Consider the following 15872-nt stretch of genomic DNA (forward strand, 5'->3'; position numbering starts at 1 on the left):
CCTCTTGGCCAAACATGTATAACAAAGGCGGGTTTCCTATTGGAAACGCCGGAAACGGACACATATTCTGCCGGTCCGAGTTATAATGTTGCGTCATGAAACCCGAATACCGCCTGCACTACGCCCCCGACAACGCCTCGCTGGTCATCCGGCTGGTGCTGGAGGAGCTTGGCCAGCCCTATGAAACCCTGCTGGTCGACCGCCAGGCAGAGGCGCAGAACAGCCCCGAATACCGGGCGCTGAACCCGAACGGGCTGATCCCGGTGCTGGAAACCCCGGACGGGCCGGTTTTTGAGACCGCCGCCATCCTGCTGTGGCTCTCCGAACGCCACGGCGCGATGGCGCCGCAGCCCGGCAGCGCGGACCGCGCGGCGTTCCTGAAATGGCTGTTCTTTGCCTCCAACACGCTGCACGCCGACCTGCGGATGCTGTTCTACCCGGACAAATACATCGGCGCGGCCAAGGCCGATCAGGCCCAGCTGCAATCCGTGCTGCGCCAGCGGCTGCACCGGCATCTGACCAACCTCGACCAGGCCGCCGCAGGCCGCCCCGGCTGGCTCGGCGCGCCGCAGCCGTCGGTGCTGGATTATTACCTCGCCTGCCAGATCCGCTGGATGGCGCTCTATCCCGCGCAGGCCGACAAATCCTGGTTCACCCTGGCCCATTACCCCAGCCTGCAGCGGATCTGCGCCGGGCTGGAAGGCCGCCCCGCCGTTACTGTGGCACGCGAGGCCGAGGGCCTCGGCGCCACCCCGTTCACATCCCCGGCCTACGCCAATCCCCCAGAAGGATCAGCCACCTAATGTTCCTCTCCGTTTTCGACATGTTCAAAGTGGGCATCGGCCCGTCGTCCTCCCACACCATGGGGCCGATGGTCGCTGCTGCGCGCTTCCTCGACATGATGCGCGCCTCGCCGTTTGAATTCCACGGCCTGCGCGCCTCGCTGCACGGCTCCCTCGCCTTCACCGGCGTCGGCCACGCCACCGACCGCGCCACCATCCTCGGCCTCGGCGGCTTTGTCGCCCATGACTATGACGACGAGAAGGCAGAGGCCTTCCTGGCCGAGCTGGACAAGACCCACACCATGCACCCCGAGGGTCTGGGCGCGCTGCACTTCGACCCCAAGGCCGACATGATCTTTGACTACGATCACGCGCTGCCGGGCCACGCCAACGGCATGATCCTGATGGCAACGGACGCCCAGGGCGACGTGATCCTGAAACAGGTGTTCTACTCGATCGGCGGCGGCTTTGTCGTCACCGAGGAGGAACTCGCTGCAGGCAAGGCCACCGACGAGGGCGACCCGGTCCCCTTCCCGTTCAAGTCCGCGGCCGAAATGCTGGAGATGGCCAAGGCCAGCGGAAAGTCGATTGCCGAGATGAAGCGCGCCAACGAGATCTCCCGCGGCTGCTCCGAAAGCCTCGCCAAGGGCACCGCCCGCATCTGGCAGGTGATGAACGACTGCATCAACCGCGGGCTGGAGCGCGACGGCATCCTGCCCGGCGGATTGAAAGTGCGCCGCCGCGCCAAGGGCATCCATGATGCGCTGATGGCCGAACGCGGCATGAACCTCACTGCGCCGCACACCATCAACGACTGGATGAGCGTCTACGCGATGGCGGTGAACGAGGAAAACGCGGCCGGCGGCCAGGTTGTGACCGCGCCGACCAACGGCGCCGCAGGCACCCTGCCGGCAGTGATCCGCTACTACCTCGACCATGTGCCGGGGGCGTCGGAAAGCCATGTCGAAGACTTCCTGCTGACCGCCGCCGCAATTGCCGGCCTGGTGAAATACAACGCGTCCATTTCCGGTGCTGAGGCCGGCTGCCAGGCTGAAGTCGGCTCCGCCTCTGCCATGTCCGCCGCAGGCCTCTGCGCCGTCATGGGCGGCACCCCCGAACAGGTGGAAAACGCCGCCGAGATCGCGCTGGAGCATCACCTCGGCATGACCTGCGATCCCGTGAAGGGCCTGGTGCAGGTGCCCTGCATCGAGCGCAACGGCCTCGCGGCGATCAAGGCGGTCTCCGCTGCGTCCCTTGCGCTGCGCGGCGACGGCCAGCACTTCGTGCCGCTGGACGCCTGCATCGAGACCATGCGCCAGACCGGCGCCGACATGCACGACAAATACAAGGAAACCTCGCTCGGCGGCCTCGCGGTGAACGTGCCGAACTGCTGAGTTTTTCGCTGTCCAAAAAAGACAGCGCAACAAAAGGTCCGGGCCTGGCCTTTGGAGGGCGCGAATGCGCCTTCCCGGGGGGAAGGTCAGGCGCGGGCCGTGCCGCTGCGCGTCACGTCCCAAAGGGGACGCAACGTTCCTCCTTTCCCCGCAACTCCAGCTTGCGCCTTACACCGTGCAGGCCTAGCCTGCCGCCATGACACAGGACCGGCCCCTCCTCGGCATCGCCCTGATGCTGGGCTTCTGCATGGTGATCCCGCTGGGCGACGCCATTGCAAAACTGCTGACCAACCGGGTGCCGGTTGCCCAGATCGTTTTCATCCGCTTTGCCGCCCAGGCCGCGATCCTGCTGCCCCTGGCGCTGGCACTGCGGCTGCCGCTCAGCCTGTCGCGCCGGGTGGCGCCGCTGCTGTTCCTGCGCACGCTCTTGCAGATGGGCGGCATCGGCGCCATGTTCACCGCCTTCCGCTACCTGCCCTTGGCCGACGCGGTGGCAATTGCCTTCGTGATGCCCTTCCTGATGCTGCTGTTGGGCAAATACGTGCTCAAGGAACAGGTCGGCCTGCGCCGCCTCGGCGCCTGCATCGTCGGCTTCACTGGCACCCTGCTGGTCATCCAGCCCAGCTTTGCCGCGGTCGGCTGGAACGCGCTCTGGCCGCTGCTGGTCGCGGTGATCTTTGCCCTGTTCATGCTGATCACCCGCAAGATCGCCAAGGAAACCGACCCGGTCTCGGTTCAGGCCGTGGCGGGTGTCATGGGCACCGTGCTGCTGGCGCCGGTGTTCCTGATCGGCGATGCCGCCGGGATCACCGCCCTCTCCACCGCCCCGCCGCCGCAGGACACCTGGACCCTTCTGGCCACGGCCGGCGCGCTTGGCACCCTGGCGCATCTGCTGATGACCTGGAGCCTGCGGTTCGCCCCCACCTCCACCCTGGCCTCGATGCAATACCTGGAGATCCCGGTGGCGGTGTTCTTCGGCTGGCTGATCTTCTCCGAGCTGCCGAACACGCTGGCCGCTTTCGGCATCCTGCTGACCATCAGCGCGGGCCTCTATGCGGTGATGCGCGAGCGCAGGGCCACGGAAACCGAAGAGCGCATCAACCCCGCCTGAAGCCCGGCCCGAAAACCAGCCTGCAGCTTAGCGGTCCAGCCGGACTGCCGCCAGCACAGCCGCCAGCAGCCGCCGCGGCACGATGGCCAGCAGCCCCGGCCCCTCCACCTCCAGCCGCACCGGACCCAGCGCCCGGTTCGAGGTGCCGATCCGCCCCATCGGCGACATCCGCAGGCCCTCGATGGGCCACTCCAGCCCTTGGGAGCGCCCCTGCACCTCCTGCATCGGAAACAGCGAAATCACTTCGCCTGCGCGGGCCGGCAGCTCCACCGCCCGGGTCAGGTGAAAGATCACCTCGGTCTCCCCCACCAGCACACACGGGGTCTCATGCCCCTGCACCAGCGTGGCAAAGGCCGCCAGCTGGTGATCCACCCGCGCGCCCAGGAATCCGACCGCCAGCACTGCCGGCGCCGCTATCCCGCGCAGCGCCTTGTCGAAATCGGTGCTGTCCTGCTCCGCCACCGGATGCAGCGTCTCCGGCGAAAGCTGCGCCCGCACCGCATCGCTCAGCGAGTCGAAATCGCCGATCACCGCCCGCGGCACATGCCCCGCCGCCAGCGCCGCCGCGGCGCCGCCATCCGCCGCCACCAGCACCGGCGCCAGCGCCAGCGCCTCCGCCAGCGCGCCAGGGGCCACTTCGCCGCCGCCCACCAGGGTGATTGGTTCCGAAGTGTCTACAATCTTAGTATTCATGCGGCGCATTCCTGCCTATTTTGGAAACAGGACACATTGTGAACACAAAATGATACGATCAATTGCACGGATTCGAGCAAAATTGGTCCTTCCAGCCTTTATGGTGAACGGCAGCAGATGTGACGAAGACGAGCGAGCTGATGGTACACAACAACAAAGTCTTGACCGTATCCTATGGAACCTTTTCCTGCACATTGGAAGGGTTCGAGGATTCCTTCGGCACGATGAAGGCCATCGCCGAGTATTTCCGCGACCTTGCCGCCGATGACCGCTATTTCGGCGCCGAGCCGCCGCAGCCCGACGCCGACATGCTGGCGCGCATCGCCCAGCGCGAGATTGCCCGCCAGGTCGAGGCCCGCACCAGCGAGGGCGGCATCCACCTGCGCGCCGCCACCCCGGCGCTTGGTGCCGCCGCTGCAGAAGCCCCCGCTCCGGCACCGGCAGCCCCGGCCCCGGCACCCGCCGCGGAACCGGTTGCAGAGCAGCCCGCGCCCGCCCCGGCCCCGGTTGAGGAACCGGCCGCCGAAGCTGCCGTGAGCGAAGCCGTCACTGAAGAAGCCGCTGCCGCTGACACTCTTGCCGCCGAAGTTTCCGAAGCCGCTGCTGAGGCCGTCGCAGAGGAAGCCAAGGCCGCCGCGGCAGAAATCGCGGAAGCGGAGGCAGAGGCCGCAGTGGAAGAAACCGCTGAAGCAGCAGCCGAAGCGGCAGAGGCTGCCGAAGCCGAAGCCGAAGCCGAAGCCGAAGCCGAAGCCGAAGCCGAAGCCGAAGCCGAAGCCGAAGCCGAAGCCGAAGCCGAAGAAGCCATCGCCGCCGTGCTGGGAACCGCAAGCGAAGAAGAGCCGGAACCCGCGGTTGAACTGATTGAGATCACCGAGGCAGAAGCGGAGGCACAGGCAGAGGACCTGCAAGCCGAAGCGGAACCGGACCAGCACGAGGCGGAAGAACTGCAGGACGAAGCGGAACAGGCCGAAGCCCCGGCCGCCGCGCCCGCCGACAGCATCGCCGCCAAGCTGCAGCGCATCCGCGCCGTGGTCGCGCAGACCCCCGCCGAGGACTTCAGCGAAGACGAGCACGCCGAAGACGTGCTGGAAGGCGCCGCCGAAGACATCGCCAGCGCGCTGCTGGAGGATGACGGTACCGGCGAGCCGGATTTCGACGACGAAGGCGACGACGCAATTGCCCAGGCGCTGGACCGTCTGGACCTGAGCGCCGAAGTCAGCGAGCCCGCCGCCGAAGCGCCCGCCGCGCAGGAGCCGTTCCCCGGCGACCCCGAGGAAGCCTTCGACGACAGCCTGTTCGAGAACCTGCGCAGCGCCACCGCTGAAGAGGCCGCCGGGGCAGAGGACGAGGACGCCGGCGCTGAAAACCTCCTGTCGGAGGACAATGCCGGGGCCGCAGTTGCAGAGCAAGACGCCGCCGAGGAAATCACCGCCGAGGAAGTCGCCTCGGAGGAAGACGCCGCTGAGCAGGACACCGCGGCAGAGGACACCGCAGAGGCTCCCGCCCCGGCACCGGCCCGCGTCCGCATCATCAAGGTCAAGCGCGCCCGCCTGGAAGAGGCGGTTGCAACTGGCGAGCTGCAGGAGGAGGGCGCCGGCGGCGACCGCCTGTCCGGCGCCAGCCCCGAAGCGGCAGAGGACACCGCCGCTGCGCAGGACACCCTGTCCGACGAGGATGAAGCCGACCTGATGCGCGAACTGGCGATGGTCGAGGCAGAGTTCCTCGCCGCGTCGGAGGCGCCCGAAGAGCCCGCCGCCGATGCAGAGGAAGCAACCGAGGACGCGGGCCGGGAGCAGCCCGCCGCGGCCGGCCTGGCAGACAGCGATGTCAGCCGCCTGATGGACGCAGCCGACGCCAAGCTTGAAGACCCGGAAACCGCCTCCTCCCGCGAGGCCTACAGCCAGCTGCGCGCCGCGGTTGCGGCCACCAAGGCCGACGGCCCGGCCGGCGCCGCAACGGGCGACGAGGCCCAGCCCTACCGCGACGACCTGGCCAGCGTGGTGCGCCCGCGCCGGCCCGAGGCCCGCCAGGGCGCCGCCGAGCGCCCGGCCAGCCCCGCTGCGCGCCCGGCCCCGCTCAAGCTGGTGGCCGAACAGCGCATCGACGAGGGCGCCCCCGCCGCCGCTGCCCAGCCGGTGCGCCCGCGCCGGGTGTCAACTGCGCTTCTGGATGATGACACCGATGCCGGCGGCAGCGGCTTTGCCGCCTACGCCGAAGAGCGCGGCGCCGCCGAACTGCATGAGCTGCTGGAGGCCGCCGCGGCCTATATGAGCTTTGTCGAAGGCCGCGACCATTTCTCGCGCCCGCAGCTGATGAGCAAGGTGCGCAGCGCCGGCAGCAGCGAGTTCAACCGCGAGGACGGGCTGCGCTCCTTCGGCCAGCTGCTGCGCGACGGCAAGATCGAACGCTCCGGCAACGGCCAGTTCACCGCCTCCGGCGACATCGGCTTCAAGCCCGGCAAACGCGCCGCGGGCTGAGCAGCCTGAAAGAACAACCGAAAAAGGCGGCCTTGCGAGGCCGCCTTTCTTATTTCCAAACCGGATCCAGGTTCATCTGGCCGGAAATATCCCGGGGGGAATGGGCCGTCCGGCCAAGAGGGGCAGCGCCCCTCTTCAAGTCAAGCCCGCGGGGCAGCGCCCCTCTTTTAAACAAGCCTGCGGGGCAGCGCCCCTCCGCTTCAGTCCTTGCCGGCGTCCGGGTCTTCCTTGCCGACGCCGCGGAACACGAACTTGAACGGCAGCACCCAGGCAATGCCCAAGGCCACATAGACCAGCAGCTCCAGCCACAGCGGCGGCCGGTCGAGCCAGTTCATCACCGTGACCGCAGCCACGATATAGACCGGCATCCCGACCAGCAGGATGATCAGGGCCCAGCGCCGCCGGGCCTTGTAGCTCAGGCCTTTCTTCTCCGCCATCAGTCGGCGAACGGGTCGGTCACCAGGATGGTGTCGTCCCGCTCCGGGCTGGTGGACAGCAGCGCGACGGGGCAGTCGATCAGCTCTTCCACCCGCTTCACGTATTTGATCGCGTTGGCAGGCAGATCGTTCCAGCTGCGCGCGCCCTCGGTCGACTCGCTCCAGCCCGGCATTTCCTCATAGACCGGCACGCAGCGGGCCTGCTGGTCGGCAGCGGTCGGCAGGTAGTCCAGGCGCTCGCCGTCCAGTTCGTAGCCGATGCAGATCTTCAGGGTCTCGAACCCGTCCAGCACGTCGAGCTTGGTCAGCGAGATGCCGTTGATGCCCGAGGTGGCGCAGGTCTGGCGCACCAGGCAGGCGTCAAACCAGCCGCAGCGGCGCTGGCGGCCAGTGGTGGTGCCGAACTCATGGCCGCGGGTGCCCAGGCGCTCGCCGTCCGCATCCGGGGTGCCGTCTTCCTTCAGCAGCTCGGTCGGGAACGGACCTTCGCCGACGCGGGTGGTGTAGGCCTTGACGATGCCCAGCACGTAATCGATCGAGCCCGGGCCGATGCCGACGCCGGTGGCCGCCTGGCCCGCAATCACGTTGGAGGAGGTCACAAAAGGATAGGTGCCGAAATCGATGTCCAGCAGCGCGCCCTGGGCGCCTTCGAACAGGATCCGCTTTCCGGATTTGCGCTTCTCGTTCAGCACCTTCCAGACCGGCGCGGCAAACGGCAGGATCTGCGGCGCGATTTCCTTCAGCTGGGCGATCAGCGCGTCGCGGTCGACCGGGTCGACGCCCAGGCCCTTGCGCAGCGGGTCATGATGCTGCAGCGCACGGTCGACGCGGGCCACCAGGGTGGCTTCGTCGGCCAGGTCGGCAACGCGGATGGCGCGGCGGCCCACCTTGTCCTCATAGGCCGGGCCGATGCCGCGGCCGGTGGTGCCGATCTTGGTGCCCTTGGAGGCCGCTTCCTCGCGCGCCCGGTCCAGTTCGCCGTGCAGCGGCAGGATCAGCGGCGTGTTCTCGGCGATCATCAGGGTTTCCGGGGTGATCTCCACGCCCTGTTCCTGAACCGTCGCGATTTCTTTCATCAGGTGCCAGGGGTCCAGCACCACGCCATTGCCGATGACGCTCAGCTTGCCGCCGCGCACCACGCCCGAGGGCAGCGCGTGCAGCTTGTAGACCTTGCCGTCAATGACCAGCGTGTGGCCGGCGTTATGGCCGCCCTGGAAGCGGGCGATCACGTCTGCACGCTCGCTCAGCCAGTCCACGATCTTGCCTTTCCCTTCGTCGCCCCACTGGGCGCCGACTACGACGACATTGGCCATATCCGGTCCTTTACAGTCTGGTTCAAACCCACGCTCATATAGCGATGCTGCGCAGGCAGTGGAACCGCAAATTCGCCGCAGTCGGCGCTAATTCCTGAAGCGCTGCATCTTCCCGCCCGGAACAAGGCGCGCAGCGCCGCCGGGCGAGCGCCTGCCCGCCCTTAGCATCAGGCCATAGACGCGGCACGCAGCGGGGGTGTTGCGCACCCGGCGTACGCCCCCTTCACGCAATCCTCACTCCGCCATGCCATGCTCCCAAGTGATCGCGATCCCCCGCCATGGTTCCCGCGCGCGTGGCCATGATACGAGGCGCAGGCATCTGTGCGGCTGGCTGCGCAACACCCGGAGACCGGCCCTGATAAAAAGGGGGTCGTCCAGGATATCCTGTCCGAGCAGGCCCCCGGCGGGGTCTGTCCACCTCCACCCGGCGGCGCCGCCCCCTGAAACGGGACACAGCGCAACACGGAATTATCCAGATAGGAACAGCTTAACCACCCGAACCCCCTTGGCCCCGGCGGCCAAATGGGCGCGCGTTAGCCCTGCAGCCGCACAGGTTCCCCGTGCGGTGTGCTCAGATACGCCTCCTCCCAGCGGCTGCGCATCACCTCGGCCTCCGCGGGCGAGGCCGCCCCCTGCTCCGCCAGGAACATCTCCAGCGTTTCCAGCCAGGCGCGGAAGTAATCCTCGCCGCCGTCCAGCTCGCGGCCCAGCCCATGGCGCTTCAGCGTGGCCGAAAACCGCTCCACCCACTCGCCCCAGCTGAACCGCCCGGCCTCGTTCAGATGCACGGTCAGGGCAAAGACCTGCGCGTGCCAGGGTTCGGCAAAGACAGGCTCCGGCGCGGATACTTCGGCACACTCACTCATAACGGCTCCAGATAGCTCTGCCACAGATCCAGCACCACCTCGTCATCGGGATGCTCCGGATGCGCCCACAGCTCGCGGGCAAAGAAACGCACCGCATACAGCGGCTCCGGCGCCTCGCCCAGACCATGGGCGCTGCTGTCGGGGAAGACATGGGTGCCATGCAGCCGCAGGATATAGCCATGCGCCCCGGCGGCATAAGCAGGCAGCCGGGTGTGGCCGCCATCTGCCAAAGCGTTATCGGCAGGGATTCGCGTCCGCACCGCCTGGCCGGGGGAAAACCGCGGCGCCGGCCCGCCTTCGCGGTCCGCCGGGCCGCCCTTGGCCAGGGCGGCCGCCACATTCACCGCCTTCAAGGCCCGCTCCGCCAGCGCATGCAGCCCGGCGGCGCCCTTGCCCGCCAGATCCTCGCGGGTCAGCACGCCCTTTTCAACCAGCAGGTCCGCCAGCGCCGCGATCCACTTCTCGTAATAGGAAAAGCGCGTGTAGTCCTTGGGCGAAAGCTTCTCGCGGGCATGGCGGGAGGTGTCGATGTTCCACTGCCCCAGCGCGCCGCAGGCCAGTGTCACTGCCAGCGCCCTTGCGTGCCAGTCCTCGGCAAAGACCGGCGCGTCCTCCGCCTCAGGCTTCACCGGACCGTCGCCGAATCGCCCGCCCATGTCATGCACCCGGGTCATGACGGCGCCTCCCCCGGCGCCTTCGCCAGGCCGGTGCCGATCATGCTGTCGCGGGTGACCAGCGCCGCCAGGTCTTCCTCGCTCAGCCCCTCCGTGCCCTCGGGCCGCACCGGCAGCACAAGATAGCGGACCTCGGCGGTCGAGTCCCAGACCCGCACCGCGGTCTCCTCTGGCAGTGTCACCCCGAACTCCGCCAAGACCTTGCGCGGCTCGCGCACCGCGCGGGCGCGGTAGGCATCAGACTTGTACCAGCCCGGCGGAATACCCAGCAAAGGCCACGGGTAGCAGCTGCATAAGGTGCAGACGACCATGTTGTGCTGCAGGCCGGTGTTCTCCACCACCACCATATGCTCGCCCTGGCGCCCGTAGTAGCCCAGCTCCGCCAGCACCGGATCGGCATCCGCCAGCAAGGCCGCCTTGAAATCCGGATCGCTCCAGGCGCGGGCCACCACCCTGGCGCCGTTCTGCGGGCCGATCCTGTTTTGATAGGTGTCGATGATCTCATCCAGCGCGGCCGGGTCGATCAGGCCCTTCTCGGTGAGAATCGTCTCCAGCGCCTTCACCCGCAGAGCAGGATCGGGCGGCAGGAGGGCGTGCGGGTGGTCCGGATGGTCATGGGGCATGATCCCATGCTGCGCCGCTGCAGGCGGCCCTGTCCAGTCATGTTTGATGATGCAAACAATCACGTTGCGTGACGTCCGGTTCAATCCGCACAAACAGGTTCGCGCCCGGCCCCGGGGGCGGGCGCAGTGATGCCTGGGCGGCCGTTCGCTTTTCACTCAGGCCTTACAATATGTTGCAACCTCACAATAATTCGCGCCCGCCCTGGGGAGCGGGGCCGGACGCGAACCGGATCGCAGGGCGATCCGGTACTGCGGAGCGCGGCGCGGGCGATTGCAATGGCAGGAAACTCTCCCGAACCGGCAAACTCCGCCCTTGCCCCCCCGGGCAATCTTGCCTATTTACCGCCCGGTACTTAGCCAACCGCCGCAGGGACCCATGGAAAACGTTGTTCTGATCATCCATCTTCTTCTGGCTCTCGGCCTGATTGCCGTGGTTCTGCTGCAGCGCTCCGAAGGCGGCGGCCTGGGCATGGGCGGCGGCGGCGGCGGCGCGATCTCCGGCCGGGCGGCGGCAACCGCACTCAGCAAGCTGACCTGGCTGCTGGCCATCGCCTTCATCTGCACCTCGATCACCCTGACCATCCTGGCCGCGCAGAAATCCGCGGGCTCCTCTGTTGCCGACCGCATCGGCGTGCCGCAGAGCGACGCAGGCGAGGCACCCGAAGCCCCGGCGGCACCGCTGGGCAGCGACCTTCTGCCGCCCAGCGAGGGCGACAACGCTCCGCTGGTTCCCAGCGCAGACTGATCCACTACACCTTGAGAGGGTTTTAGGAACCGCAACAGCATCTTGCGGTTCCCTTGCGCATTTCGTGCGAATCCTTTATATATGAAGTCCCGTGATGCTGCGGTTTTTGGAATGATTCCGATCACCGCCGGGCAGCTGAAATCTGACTTCTCACGGGGGCAGCCGAACACATATGGCGCGTTTTATCTTCATCACTGGCGGTGTTGTTTCATCCCTGGGCAAAGGCCTGGCTTCGGCGGCGCTCGGCGCCCTCCTGCAGGCGCGGGGCTACTCGGTCCGGCTGCGCAAGCTGGACCCCTACCTGAACGTCGATCCGGGCACCATGAGCCCGTTTGAGCACGGCGAGGTTTTCGTCACCGACGACGGCGCCGAGACCGACCTCGACCTCGGCCACTACGAGCGCTTCACCGGCGTGCCTGCCCGCAAGACCGACTCGATCTCCTCGGGCCGCATCTACACCAACGTGCTGGAGAAGGAGCGCCGCGGCGACTACCTCGGCAAGACCATCCAGGTGATCCCGCACGTCACTAACGAAATCAAGGACTTCATCTCCATCGGCGAGGATGAGGTCGACTTCATGCTCTGCGAGATCGGCGGCACCGTCGGCGATATCGAGGGCCTGCCGTTCTTCGAGGCGATCCGCCAGTTCGCCCAGGACAAGCCGCGCGGCGAATGCATCTTCATGCACCTGACCCTGCTGCCCTATATCAAGGCCTCCGGCGAGCTGAAGACCAAGCCGACCCAGCACTCGGTGAAGGAGCTGCGTTCCATCGGCCTCGCGCCCGACATCCTGGTCTGCCGCTCCGAAGGCCCGATCCCGGTGAAGGAACGCGAGAAGCTGGCGCTGTTCTGCAACGTGCGCGCCGACTCTGTGATTGCCGCGCAGGACCTGAAATCCATCTACGAGGCGCCGCTGGCCTATCACCGCGAGGGCCTCGACCAGGCGGTGCTGGATGCCTTCGGCATCGCCCCTGCCCCGAAACCCAACTTGGAGCGCTGGGAAGATGTGGCCGACCGCATCTACAACCCCGAGGGCGAAGTGCGGGTGGCCATCGTCGGCAAGTACACCCAGCTGGAAGACGCCTATAAATCCATCGCCGAGGCGCTGACCCACGGCGGCATGTCGAACCGGGTGAAGGTCAAGATCGAATGGGTCGACGCCGAGCTCTTTGACAAGGAAGACGCCGCCCCCTACCTGCAGGGCTACCACGCGATCCTGGTGCCCGGCGGCTTTGGCGAGCGCGGCACCGAGGGCAAGATCAAGGCGGCCCAATACGCGCGCGAAAACAAAGTGCCCTACCTCGGCATCTGCCTCGGCATGCAGATGGCGGTGATCGAAGCGGCGCGCAACGTGGCGGGCATCTCCGAGGCGGGCTCCGAGGAGTTCGACCACGAAGCCGGCAAGAAACGCTTTGAGCCCGTTGTCTACCACCTGAAAGAGTGGGTGCAGGGCAACACGATGGTCGAGCGCAAGGTCGGCGACGACAAGGGCGGCACCATGCGCCTGGGCGCCTATGACGCGACCCTGGCCGAGGGCTCCAAGGTCGCCGAAGTCTATGGCAGCACCCATATCGAGGAACGCCACCGCCACCGTTACGAGGTCGACACCAAGTATCAGGAGCAGCTGGAAAAATGCGGCCTCAGCTTCTCCGGCATGTCGCCGGACGGCCGCCTGCCGGAAATCGTGGAATGGAAAGACCACCCGTGGTTCATCGGCGTGCAGTTCCACCCGGAGCTGAAATCCAAACCCTTCGCGCCGCATCCGCTGTTCGACGATTTCGTCCGCGCAGCCAAGGACGCCTCGCGTCTGGTCTAAGAACCTGGCGTTGACCGCCGGGTTGAAATTGGAAAGGCGGGCCAATGGCCCGCCTTTTTCAATTTGCAGTTGCGGCTTCCTGACCGCGTCTCTAATACCTGAAATCCGCAATCCGGATTTTTTCTCCAGCTTTAAGGAATTTACATTGAAAAAGGCAGCACTTGGCTTGAGCGCCGTTCTTCTTACCGCGGCTTGTATGGACGTTGACCCGAAGTACTCGGATCTGAATGAAAGCGCCGCGAATGGTTTTCCCGAACTTGCACTGCAACTGGGGCGGGTGAACCCGCCGAAATGCGTGCTGCAGGCCAGCGAGTGGGAACCCGTGTTCATCAAGAACAACATTACAACCGGCCACCGCGTAACCAACGCGCTGAATGGCATGGTCCAGAACGGTCAGATCCTCTATTTCCAGGACAAACGGGTCATCGCAGTCACCGCTGCCTATTGCGGGAAGTAGGCCAATTGCCCGGGACCGGGGGTGGTACAAGCAGGCCCTCCCGCCCGTCGCCTGCTCACATCGCGTGAGCGGCTCCCGGTTGGGCCCGGCGCCGCCAAGGCGGCGCGGGGAGAGAACGGAAAAAGGCGGGCCGCTGGCCCGCCTTTTGCATTTTGATTAACTGGTTTTTTCCCGGCTCAGAAGCCGTGCATCCGCTTGGCCCATTGATAGGCCACCACCAGCCCCTTCATCCGCGGCAGCATCACCAGCGAGGCCCCGACGGTGATCACCGACATGATGATCGCCAATGTCCAGGGGTCCGGGCGCAGCTGGGTGTAGACGATGTGCAGCGCAAAGCCGAGGATATGGCCGACCACCAGGATGGTCAGATAGGCCGGGCCGTCATCAGCGCGCTGGTGGTGCAGCTCCTGGCCGCATTCGGTGCAGCTGTCGTTCACCTTCAGGTAGCTGTGCAGCAGCTTGCCGCCGCCGCAGTTCGGGCAGCGCAGCCGCAGCCCCTTCAGCAAGGCGGGCTTCAGCTCCCGCTGTTCTGTCTGCAACACGTCCGCCTGGGTCATCGCGCGTCTCCTCCGGTTCCGCTGCCTGATAGCGCGATTCCCCGATTGAATGCAATCAATATGCAAACATTGATATTGCATTTATTGCCGCAGTCCGGCATTGAACCAATCATTCAGGAAACAAAGCGTCAAGCGGAGACCCGGCGATGACACAATGGACCCCTGCCCCTCTGGACGGCGCCCGGCCGCGCTACATCGAGCTGGCCGAGGCGATCGGCGCCGACATCGACGCAGGCGTGCTGGCGCCCGGCGACCGGCTGCCGCCGCAGCGGCGGGTGGCGCAGGAGCTGGGGGTGGATTTCTCCACCGTCTCGCGGGGCTATGCCGAGGCCGTGCGGCGCGGCTATATCGAGAGCTTCGTCGGCCGCGGCACCTTCGTGCGCAGCCGGGAGGCGCTGCCGGAACGGCCCGACCCGCGCCGGGCGCTGGAAGAAGACCCGATGATGAACATGCCGCCGGAACCGGATGATCCGGCGCTGCTGGCGCGGATGCAAAAGGGGCTGGAGCATGTCTCCGCCAATCTGCTGCCGCTGTTGCGCTACCAGTCGGTGACCGGCAGCCCGCAGGACCGGGCGCTGGCGGCAGAGTGGATGCAGGCCAACGGGCTGGGCTGCGCGCCGGAGCGGCTGGTGATCACGCCGGGGGCGCACGCCAGCCTCTATGCGATCCTGACGGTGCTGTGCGAGCCGGGCTCGACTGTCCTGTGCGAGGAGGTGACCTATCCCGGCCTGCGTTCCATCGCCGCCCGGCTGGGGGTACGGCTGATCGGGCTGGCCGGCGACAAGGACGGCATCCAGCCAGAGGCGCTGGAGAAGGCCATCACCGACCATTGGCCCGCGGCGCTCTACCTCAATCCGACGCTGCAGAACCCGACCACCAGGACCATACCGGCAAAGCGGCGGCAGGAGATTGCCGCGGTGCTGCAGAAACATGACCTGCCGCTGATCGAGGATGACGCCTATTGCTTTGTCGACAACGGCGCGCCTGCGGCGATCAGCAGCCTGATCCCCGATCTGGGCTGGCATATTGCGGGGCTTTCCAAATGCTTTGGCGCCGGGCTGCGGCTGGCCTATGCCACGGTGCCGAAACGCGCCCTGCTGGGGCAGTTCAGCCAGGCCCTGCGGTCGATGCATGTGATGGTGTCGCCCTTGAACCTGGCGCTTCTGGGGCGCTGGATCGAGGACGGCACCGCGGCGGACATCCAGCGCTTCATCCGCAAGGCCGCGGCTGAGCGGCAGGCGCTGGCGGCGGAGGTGCTGAAGGAGTGTTTCACCGAGAGCGATCCCCTGGCCTTCAACCTGTGGCTCAGCCTGCCGCGCGGCACCAGCCGGGCCGAGCTGATGGGCCGCATGGCCGGGCGCCAGATCGGCATCATGCCAAGCGATGCCTTCACCGTTTCCGGCCTGCCGCAGGAGGCGGTGCGGGTGTGCCTGGGCGGGCCGATTGGGCTGGAGGATCTGCGCGAGGACCTGCTGGCGCTGAACGATGCCGTCACCCGCAAGGACTGGCTGGGCTGAGCCCCGGCTGGTAAGATCGCGCCGCAATGCAATGAGGCCCCGCATGATCCGCACTTTCCGCAACCTGATTGAACGGCAGCTGACCAAGGCGCAGGCCGAGGGCCGGCTGCAGGGGCTGGAGGGCGAAGGAAAGCCCCTGCCCGACCGCAGCAGCGAGGCGCATGTGGACGCTGGACTGGCGGCGGGCATGCGGATCATGGCGCAGGCCGGCGTGGTGCCGGAAGAGTTCGGACTGAAGGAGCAGCTCGCTGAGGCGCGCAAGGAATACGCCGGATTGACGGACCCTGAGCAGCGCAAGGCGGCGATGGCGCGGATCTCGGATCTGGAAATGCGCTACAACATGGCGCGGGATGCGCGGAAATCCTTCTTCCGTTAGCGCAACACCCCGTTGTTTCCTGCCGGATTCGCGC

16 protein-coding genes are annotated in these 15872 nt (G+C 66.7%); 9 read left to right on the top strand and 7 right to left on the bottom strand.

Annotated elements, in window-relative coordinates:
- Positions 1–95: 95 nt before the first annotated feature.
- The 3 genes from LHL23_RS06405 to LHL23_RS06415 all read left to right on the top strand — a co-directional run bounded on the left by LHL23_RS06405 (position 96) and on the right by LHL23_RS06415 (position 3287).
- Positions 96–803, top strand: a complete 708-nt coding sequence (locus tag LHL23_RS06405) for a glutathione S-transferase family protein (protein ID WP_226429214.1) — start codon at positions 96–98, stop codon at positions 801–803.
- Positions 803–2176, top strand: coding sequence for an L-serine ammonia-lyase (locus LHL23_RS06410; protein WP_226429215.1), 1374 nt, complete (start codon positions 803–805; stop codon positions 2174–2176). The genes LHL23_RS06405 and LHL23_RS06410 overlap by 1 nt, the downstream gene beginning before the upstream one ends.
- A gap of 196 nt (positions 2177–2372) precedes the next feature.
- On the top strand, positions 2373–3287 hold the full coding sequence (locus tag LHL23_RS06415) for a DMT family transporter (protein WP_226429216.1): 915 nt from the start codon (positions 2373–2375) through the stop codon (positions 3285–3287).
- A gap of 27 nt (positions 3288–3314) precedes the next feature.
- Here LHL23_RS06415 and LHL23_RS06420 read toward each other — a convergent pair whose 3' ends face one another.
- Entirely contained in the window at positions 3315–3980 is a 666-nt protein-coding gene (locus tag LHL23_RS06420; protein WP_226429217.1) for a thiamine diphosphokinase, read from the bottom strand.
- A 140-nt stretch (positions 3981–4120) separates the two neighbouring features.
- Between LHL23_RS06420 and LHL23_RS06425 the strand changes: the two genes are divergently transcribed.
- Positions 4121–6457, top strand: a complete 2337-nt coding sequence (locus tag LHL23_RS06425) for a chemotaxis protein CheA (protein ID WP_226429218.1) — start codon at positions 4121–4123, stop codon at positions 6455–6457.
- Between the two features lie 200 nt (positions 6458–6657).
- Here LHL23_RS06425 and LHL23_RS06430 read toward each other — a convergent pair whose 3' ends face one another.
- The 5 genes from LHL23_RS06430 to nthA form a co-directional block, all read right to left on the bottom strand.
- Complete coding sequence (locus LHL23_RS06430; RefSeq protein WP_226429219.1) at positions 6658–6894, bottom strand: DUF2842 domain-containing protein; 237 nt, start codon at positions 6892–6894, stop codon at positions 6658–6660.
- The gene (locus LHL23_RS06435) at positions 6894–8207 is read right to left on the bottom strand and encodes an adenylosuccinate synthase (RefSeq protein WP_222478218.1); all 1314 of its coding nucleotides are present in this window, start codon (positions 8205–8207) and stop codon (positions 6894–6896) included. Before LHL23_RS06435 ends, LHL23_RS06430 begins: the two co-directional genes overlap by 1 nt.
- Positions 8208–8740: 533 nt before the next feature.
- Complete coding sequence (locus LHL23_RS06440) at positions 8741–9073, bottom strand: nitrile hydratase accessory protein (RefSeq protein WP_226429220.1); 333 nt, start codon at positions 9071–9073, stop codon at positions 8741–8743.
- Positions 9070–9747 carry a nitrile hydratase subunit beta gene (nthB, locus tag LHL23_RS06445; protein ID WP_226429221.1) on the bottom strand — a complete coding sequence of 226 codons (678 nt, stop codon included), beginning with the start codon at positions 9745–9747 and terminating at the stop codon, positions 9070–9072. The genes LHL23_RS06440 and nthB overlap by 4 nt, the downstream gene beginning before the upstream one ends.
- Positions 9744–10370, bottom strand: a complete 627-nt coding sequence (nthA, locus tag LHL23_RS06450; RefSeq protein ID WP_226429222.1) for a nitrile hydratase subunit alpha — start codon at positions 10368–10370, stop codon at positions 9744–9746. Before nthA ends, nthB begins: the two co-directional genes overlap by 4 nt.
- A 376-nt stretch (positions 10371–10746) precedes the next feature.
- Here nthA and secG point away from each other — a divergent pair, with 376 nt between their 5' ends.
- From secG to LHL23_RS06465, 3 genes are all read left to right on the top strand, one after another.
- On the top strand, positions 10747–11115 hold the full coding sequence (secG, locus tag LHL23_RS06455; protein ID WP_222478209.1) for a preprotein translocase subunit SecG: 369 nt from the start codon (positions 10747–10749) through the stop codon (positions 11113–11115).
- Between the two features lie 172 nt (positions 11116–11287).
- The gene (locus LHL23_RS06460; RefSeq protein ID WP_222478207.1) at positions 11288–12931 is read left to right on the top strand and encodes a CTP synthase; all 1644 of its coding nucleotides are present in this window, start codon (positions 11288–11290) and stop codon (positions 12929–12931) included.
- 10 nt (positions 12932–12941) lie between these two features.
- On the top strand, positions 12942–13388 hold the full coding sequence (locus tag LHL23_RS06465; protein WP_226429223.1) for a hypothetical protein: 447 nt from the start codon (positions 12942–12944) through the stop codon (positions 13386–13388).
- Between the two features lie 176 nt (positions 13389–13564).
- Here the strand turns inward: LHL23_RS06465 and LHL23_RS06470 are convergent, their stop codons facing one another.
- Positions 13565–13945, bottom strand: a complete 381-nt coding sequence (locus LHL23_RS06470) for a DUF983 domain-containing protein (RefSeq protein WP_222478202.1) — start codon at positions 13943–13945, stop codon at positions 13565–13567.
- Between the two features lie 146 nt (positions 13946–14091).
- On the opposite strand from LHL23_RS06470, the gene LHL23_RS06475 reads away from it, so the two are divergent.
- Together LHL23_RS06475 and LHL23_RS06480 are read left to right on the top strand one after the other, a co-directional pair.
- Positions 14092–15462 (top strand): aminotransferase-like domain-containing protein, encoded by a 1371-nt coding sequence (locus LHL23_RS06475; RefSeq protein WP_222478200.1) that lies wholly within the window; start codon positions 14092–14094, stop codon positions 15460–15462.
- 43 nt (positions 15463–15505) lie between these two features.
- Positions 15506–15838, top strand: coding sequence for a J-domain-containing protein (locus LHL23_RS06480; protein WP_226429224.1), 333 nt, complete (start codon positions 15506–15508; stop codon positions 15836–15838).
- The last annotated feature ends 34 nt before the right edge of the window (positions 15839–15872 follow it).

Source organism: Leisingera sp. McT4-56, assembly GCF_020514995.1.
Lineage (GTDB): Bacteria > Pseudomonadota > Alphaproteobacteria > Rhodobacterales > Rhodobacteraceae > Leisingera > Leisingera aquaemixtae_A.